Annotated in this window: 1 protein-coding gene and 1 pseudogene; both read right to left on the reverse strand. The window is 78.1% G+C overall.

Annotation, left to right across the window (positions count from 1 at the left end; all coding sequences use genetic code 11):
• Positions 1-5,615: type I polyketide synthase (locus I6A60_RS40605; protein WP_238437271.1), on the reverse strand; the 5,615-nt coding region annotated here is incomplete at its 3' end.
• Between the two features lie 24 nt (positions 5,616-5,639).
• Positions 5,640-5,765, reverse strand: a pseudogene (locus I6A60_RS42555) (hypothetical protein); the annotation flags it as partial.
• Between the last annotated feature and the right edge of the window lie 173 nt (positions 5,766-5,938).

Genomic DNA, 5,938 nt, shown 5'->3' on the forward strand with positions numbered 1-5,938 from the left:
GGGCGCCCCCCCGGCGGGCGGGGGCGGGCGCCCCCGGGGGGGGGGGGGGCGCCGCCCCCCCCCCCCCCCCCCGGCCGGTGTGGCCGTGGCGCGGTGTCGTGGTCGGGCGTCCCGGCCGGGCCCCGGTCCACGTCCCAGACCGTGAGCAGCTGCCGCAGCAGGGGCCGGACGGCGTCGCGCACCCGGGGCTCGGCGGTCGTGGCGACCTGCGCCAGCGCCGCCGAGAGGAGCTCGACCTGGGCGAGCGGGTCCGTCTCGGCCGGCGCCAGTTGATCCGCGAGGTGCCGGGCCAGCCGGCGCGGGGTCGGGTAGTCGAACAGCAGGGTCGTGGGCAGCCGCAGCCCCGTCGCGGCGGCGGCGACGTTGCGGAACTCGACCGAAGTCAACGAGTCGAAGCCCGAGTCGAGGAAGCCCCGGTCCGGGCCGAGCGCCCGCGCCGGCCCGTGCCCGAGCACCGCAGCAGCGCTCGTCGTGACCAGCTCCATCAGCAGCGCTTCCCGCTCGGGCGCCGTGCGGTCCCGCAGGCGCTCAGCCAGCGCGGTCCCGTTCGCCGTCGTGGCCGCCTCCGGGCGATCCCCGGCGGCCGCTGGTGGGACGTCCGAGCCGGCCGGCGTGGCGGGGATGAGATCCCATAGGGGCTCGGGTAGCGCCGGCCGCCCGGCTCGCGTGTCGAGGCGCGCGGCGACGGCCACCGGCGCCGCTCCGGCCAGCGCGGCGTCCAGCTCGGCCAGCCCGGCCGCGGTGGGAAGCGGCAGCACGCCGCCCCGGGCCAGCCGGGCCAGGTCGGTCTCGGAGAGGTGCGCGGTCAGGCCGGTCGGGAGCTGCCAGGGCCCCCAGTTGATGCTGGTGGCCGGCTGGCCGCGGCGCTGGCGGTCCTCGGCCGACGCGTCGAGATAGGCGTTCGCCGCGGCGTACGGGGCCTGGCCGGGATGGCCGAGCGGGGCGGCGGTGGAGGAGTAGAGGACGAAGTGGCTCAGGTCGTCGTCCCTGGTGAGGCGGTCCAGGTGCCAGGCGGAGTGCGCCTTCGGGGCCAGGGTGGAGTGGAGGTGCCGCGGGGTCACGGCGGTGAAGGTGGCGTCGGCGAGGGCGCCGGCGGCGTGGACGACCGCGGTGAGGGGGTGGCCGGGCTCGACGCGGGCGAGGGCGGCGGCGAGCTGGCCGGGGTCGGCGACGTCGGCGGCGTGAATGGTCACGGTGGCTCCGGCGGCGGTGAGGTCCGCGGCCAGTGCGCCGGCGTCCGGGGCGTCCGGGCCCTGGCGGCTGACCAGCAGCAGGTGGCGGACGCCATGGTGGGCGACGAGGTGGCGGGCGGTGAGCGCGCCGAGCCCGCCGGTGCCTCCGGTGATCAGGACGGTGCCGTCCGGGTCCAGCGGCCGGGGCAGCCGCAGCACGACCTTGCCGACGTGGCGGGCGTGACGCAGGTGGCGCAGCGCCGTCGGCGCCGCCCGGATGTCCCAGGCCCGCGGCGGCGCGGCGGGCAGCGCCCCAGAGGCCAGCAGCGGCAGCAGCTCGGCCCAGTAGGCGCCGATGCGCTCGGGAGCGACGTCGGCCAGCAGGTCGAAGGGCAGGTAGGCCCGGCCCGGGTAGCGCGCGGCCAGCTCCTCGGGCGTCCGGGGGTCGGTCTTGCCCAGCTCGACGAACCGGCCGCCCGGCCGCAGCAGGCCGAGGGACGCGTCGGTGAACTCGTGGGCGAGCGCGTTGAGGACGACCCGCACCCCGCCGCCCGAGGCCGCCCGGAAGCGCTCGGCGAACCCGAGGTCCCGCGAGGACGCCAGATGGTCGTCGTCGAGCCCGAGCGCCCGGACCGCGGCCCACTTGTCCGGGCTGGCCGTGCCGAACACCTCGGCGCCGAGGTGGCTGCCCAGCGCGACCGCGGCCTGCCCGACGCCGCCGGCCGCCGCGTGCACCAGCACGGTCTCGCCGGGCCGCAGGTCGGCCAGGCCGACGAGCCCGTGATAGGCGGTGAGGTAGGCGACCGGCACGGCGGCGGCCCGAGCGAAGTCCCAGCCCGCGGGGACAGGAGCCAGCAGATGGTGGTCCACGACGGCGTGCGAGCCGAGCTGTCCGGGCAGCAGGCCCATGACCCGGTCACCGGGAGAGAAGCGGTCAACCCCTGGCCCGACAGCCGTCACGACCCCGGATCCCTCGGCTCCGATCCGGGCCTGGCCGGGGTAGAGGCCGAGGTCGATGAGGACGTCCCGGAAGTTCACGCCGGCCGCCCGCACCTGGAGCTGGACCTCGCCGGGCCCGGGCGGGCGGGTGGAGTCGGGGTCGGGGACCAAGCGAAGTGATCCGGGCGCGCCGGGATCGGTGGACTCCAGGCGCCAGGCGGCACCGGCCGGAATCTCGAGCTCGTCGCCGACACCGGTCCCGGCCTCGGCCAGGCGGGGCACGTGCACGCTCCCCGCGCGCGTCGCGAGCTGGCCGAGTCCGGTGGCGACGGCGGCGGGCAGCGCCGTGACCGAGGCGCGCAGCGCCCGTCCCGGATCTGGGTTGGTGGCCGGGTCGAGGGCGCCGTCCAGGTCGACGAGCACGATCCGGCCGGGATGCTCGGCCTGGGCCGAGCGGACGAGCCCCCAGACGGCCGCGCCGCCCAGGTCCGGCGGCCCGTCGTGGTCGACGACGCTCATCGCGCCTCGGGTCAGCACGAGCAGGCGCGCAGCGGCCAGCCGCTCGTCGGCCAGGAAACCCTGAACCGTCGCGAGCGTCCCCGCGACCGCCGCCTCCAGCCCGTCCGGATCGGTACCGCCGCCGGCCGGGACCGCGAGCACTACGACGGTGGCGTCGCCCGACTGTTGCCCGCCGGTGGCGGCGGCCGCCAACAGCGAGGTCAGGTCAGGGTGGGCGGTCAGCGTTCCGCCGGCGGCGGCGAGGACACCGGCCAGGCCCAGCTCGTCCGGTCCGAGCAGGGACCAGCGAGAAGCGCCCGCCGGCTCGGCCGCGCTCGGCTCCAGGACGGGCCAGCCCAGACTGAACGCCGTCGCTGACCGGGAGCTGGCCGCCCCCGGTAGGGCCGGCTCACGGGCGGCCAGCTCGCGCAACGCCGCCACCTCGCTGGCCGGTAGCGGCCGGGCGACCAGGCGCGCCACCGTCACGACGGCCCCGCCCGACGGGTCGACCGCCGCGACCGAGACCGAGTCCGGACCGGTGGGACGGATGCGGGCCCGCAGCGTCCGCGCCCCGCGTCGGTGTGCCTCCACGCCGCTGACGGAGAACGGCAGGCGCAGGCGGATGCCGCCCGCCGCGCCGCCGGGTCGGTCGGGGTCGGGGTCGAGCAGGCCGAGCGCCGCCTGGAAGACCGCGTCCAGCAGGACGGGGTGGATGACGTGGTCGTCGGCCCCGCTCTCGACCGGCTCGGGCAGCCGCGCCTCGGCGAGCACCTCCTGCCCGACGCGCCAGGCGCCGACCAGCCCGCGCAGTGCCGGCCCGTAGTGGTAGCCGGCCGCGGCCAGCCGCCGGTACAGGTCGGCGACGTCGACCGGCTCGGCTCCGGCTGGCGGCCACTCGCCCGGCGGCCACTCGCCGGGCTGCCGGGGCGCCGGGATCTCGGCCGTGGCCCGGCCGTCGCCCATAGGCCGTCCGGCGCGACCGCTGGCGTGGTGGGTCCACGGCGCTCGCTGCCCGGTGCCGGAGTCGGCCGGCCGGGCGTGGATCTCGACCGGCGCTCCGTCCTCGCCGGCCGAGCCGAGGGATACCTGGAGCTGGGCCACCCGGTCGGCGCCCAGCGCGAGCGGCGCCCGCAGGACGAGCTCGTCGAGCCGGACCGGCCCGTCGGCGCCAGCCGCCGCCGCGTGCAGGGCGACGTCGATGAACGCCGTCCCGGGCAGCAGCGGAGTCCCCGCGACCGCGTGGTCGGCCAGCCAGGGCGTGCGTGCCAGCGAGACGAGGCCGCGCAGGGTGGTCGAGGCGGTGTCGGCCTGTTCCGTGCGCAGCCGCAGCCAGGGGTGGGCCGCCGGCGTGATGCCGGCCGCGAGCAGCTCCGTGCCGGGCTCGGCCGGCGCCTCCAGCCAGAACCGCCGGCGCTGGAACGGGTAGGTCGGCAGGGCGGCCCGCCGGGCGTCCGGGCCGAACACCGCCGGCCAGTCGGGGGAGTGGCCGGCCACGTGCAGCTGGGCGAGCGCGGTGTGGATCCGCCGCCAGCCGTCCTCGCCGCGCCGCAGCGTGCCGGTCACGACGGTCGCGGGGGCGTCCGGCTCGTCCTCGATCGTCTGGCTGACCCCGACGGTCAGGACCGGATGGGGGCTGACCTCGACGAAGGCGGTGTGGCCGTCGGCCAGCAGGGCGCGGACCGCGTCGGCGAACCGGACCGGCTGGCGCAGGTTGCGGTACCAGTAGTCGGCGGCGAGCAGGTCGGTGTCCGCCAGGCGGGCGCCGGTGACCGTCGAGTAGAAGGCCGTTCGGGCCGGAGCGTGGCGGACGTCGGCCAGGCTGGCCAGCAGCTCGGCCTCCAGGGCCTCGACGGCGGCCGAATGGGAGGCGTAGTCGACCGGGACGCGCCGGGCCCGGACGCCGCCCGCGTTGTAGCGCTCGACGAGCGCCGCCACGGCGTCGGCGGGGCCCGACACGACGGTCGCGGCGGGCCCGTTCACGGCGGCGATGCCCAGCCCGGCGACACCGGGAAGCCAGGCGTCGAGATCGGCCTGGACGGCGTCGGCGGCCCGGGGGACCGAGGCCATGCCGCCCTGCCCGGCGATCCGGGTGATGATCTGAGAGCGCACGGCGACGATGCGGGCGGCGTCGTCCAGGTCGAGGATGCCGGCGACGTACGCGGCGGCGATCTCGGCCTGGGAGTGCCCGACGACGGCGTCCGGCCGGATGCCCAGCGACTCCCACAGCCGCGCCAGCCCGGTCATCACCGCGAACAGGGCCGGCTGCACGACGTCGACCCGCTCCAGCCAGTCCGGCCCGGTCCCGTCGCCCGGCGGGCGGCCGCGCAGGACGTCGGCGAGCGACCAGTCGACGTGCGGGGCCAGCGCGGCGGCGACCCGCTCGATGTGCTGGGCGAACACCGGCGACGTGTCGAGAAGGTCGCGGGCCATCCCGGCCCACTGGCTGCCCTGGCCGGGGAAGACGAACGCGATCCGGCCGCTGGTCGCCACGGTGCCCGCGACCGCGGCCGGCGAGGCCTCCCCGGCGACCAGCGCGTCGAGACCGGCCAGGAGCTCGGCGGCACCGGAGCCGACGACGGCGGCCCGCTGGTCGAGGCCGGCTCGGCCGGTGGCCAGGGTCAGCCCGACGTCGACCGGCCTGAGGCCGGGGCCGGCCGCCGCCACGGCGGACCGCAGGCGGACAGCGCTCTCGCGCAGCGCGGCCGGGTCGTGCCCGGACAGCACCCAGGTCGTGACCGGCTCGGCGTCACCGGGGCCGTTGCGCGCAGGCCCCCGGTCTGCGTTCGACCCGTCGGCGGCCTGCTCCAGAACAGCGGGAGCCTGCTCCAGGATGAGGTGGGCGTTCGTGCCGCTGATCCCGAAGGACGAGACGGCGGCCCGCCGGGGGCGGCCCGTCTCGGGCCACGGTGTGGCTTCGGTGACCAGCCGCACGTCGCCCGCGGCCCAGTCGACGTGCGGACTCGGCGCGTCCACGTGCAGCGTGGCGGGGATGAGCCCGTGGCGCATCGCCTCGACCGCGGCCACCACGCCGGTCACGCCGGCCGCCGCCTGGGTGTGGCCGAGGTTCGACTTGACCGAGCCGAGCAGGAGCGCCGGCCCGTCCGTTCGGTCCTGCCCGTAGGTCGCTAGCAGGGCCTGGGCCTCGATGGGGTCGCCGAGCTCGGTACCGGTGCCGTGGGCCTGGACGTGGTCGACGTCGCCGGGGGCGCCCCCCGCCGGGGGCCGGGGGGGGGGGGGGGCGGGGCGGGGGGGGGGTTGTAGCCGGTCACGGTCGGCCTTTCTGAGAAGAGCGGTCCTGCATGGATTGGTGACCGCCTAGCTGAAGTGGT

This window comes from Frankia sp. AgB1.9 (assembly GCF_016786355.1).
Taxonomy (GTDB): Bacteria; Actinomycetota; Actinomycetes; order Frankiales; family Frankiaceae; genus Pseudofrankia.